The sequence below is a fragment of the Aeromonas sp. 1HA1 genome (assembly GCF_029237385.1).
Classification (GTDB): domain Bacteria; phylum Pseudomonadota; class Gammaproteobacteria; order Enterobacterales; family Aeromonadaceae; genus Aeromonas; species Aeromonas popoffii.
This window is the reverse complement of record NZ_JAACGC010000217.1, coordinates 1-645: the sequence shown is the minus strand read 5'-3', so window position 1 is coordinate 645 and position 645 is coordinate 1. Positions and strand designations below refer to the sequence as shown.

Genomic DNA, 645 nt, shown 5'->3' with positions numbered 1-645 from the left:
GCGTGTGGAACCGGGCGGACAAATCAGCCTTGCGCAACTTCTGGCCCGCTAGTGAACGCATCATCTTTGCCGAGCAGCTGGGGGCCCACAGCAGTGCCCAAGCCAGCGGGTATCGTCAGGCCTGCCAGGCCCTGCGTGGGCAGGTGATGCAGCCGCTGATCGACTACTTCCAGCAGGCCAAGGCCGCCTGTGGCATCTCCAACAAAGAGATCGACCAGGCCCTGGGCTGCCAAATGGCGGGCCACTGGTTTGGTCGCAGCCAGTGGAGCCTGCCAAGCGAAGCGCAATATGCCCGCCTGCAAGCCTTGTTCACCCGCAAAGCCCGCGCCCTGAGCCGGCCCCATCGCGAGCTCAAGGAGACGTACCAGGGACTGCATCGCACCTATCAGACCCTGGTCGCCAGTTATGACCAGCTCAAGGCCGAGTACGAGCAGCTGCGCCGCCCGTTCAACGTCACCAAAGAGGTGCCCTTTACCGATGTGTGGACCTACCCCTCGGTGCAAGCCTACCCGGGCAAACACCCGTGCGAAAAGCCCGCCGCCATGATGGAGCACATCGTGCGCACCAGCAGCCGGCCGGGGGACGTGGTGGGGGATTTCTTCATGGGCTCTGGCGCGACGGGCAAGGCTGCCTGGCGCCTTGGTC

General features: G+C 64.7%; 1 protein-coding gene. It reads left to right on the top strand.

The genetic code is table 11. The features are described 5' to 3' along the window. Window positions 1-645: site-specific DNA-methyltransferase (locus tag GWQ22_RS21755; RefSeq protein ID WP_275931658.1), on the top strand; the 645-nt coding region annotated here is incomplete at both ends.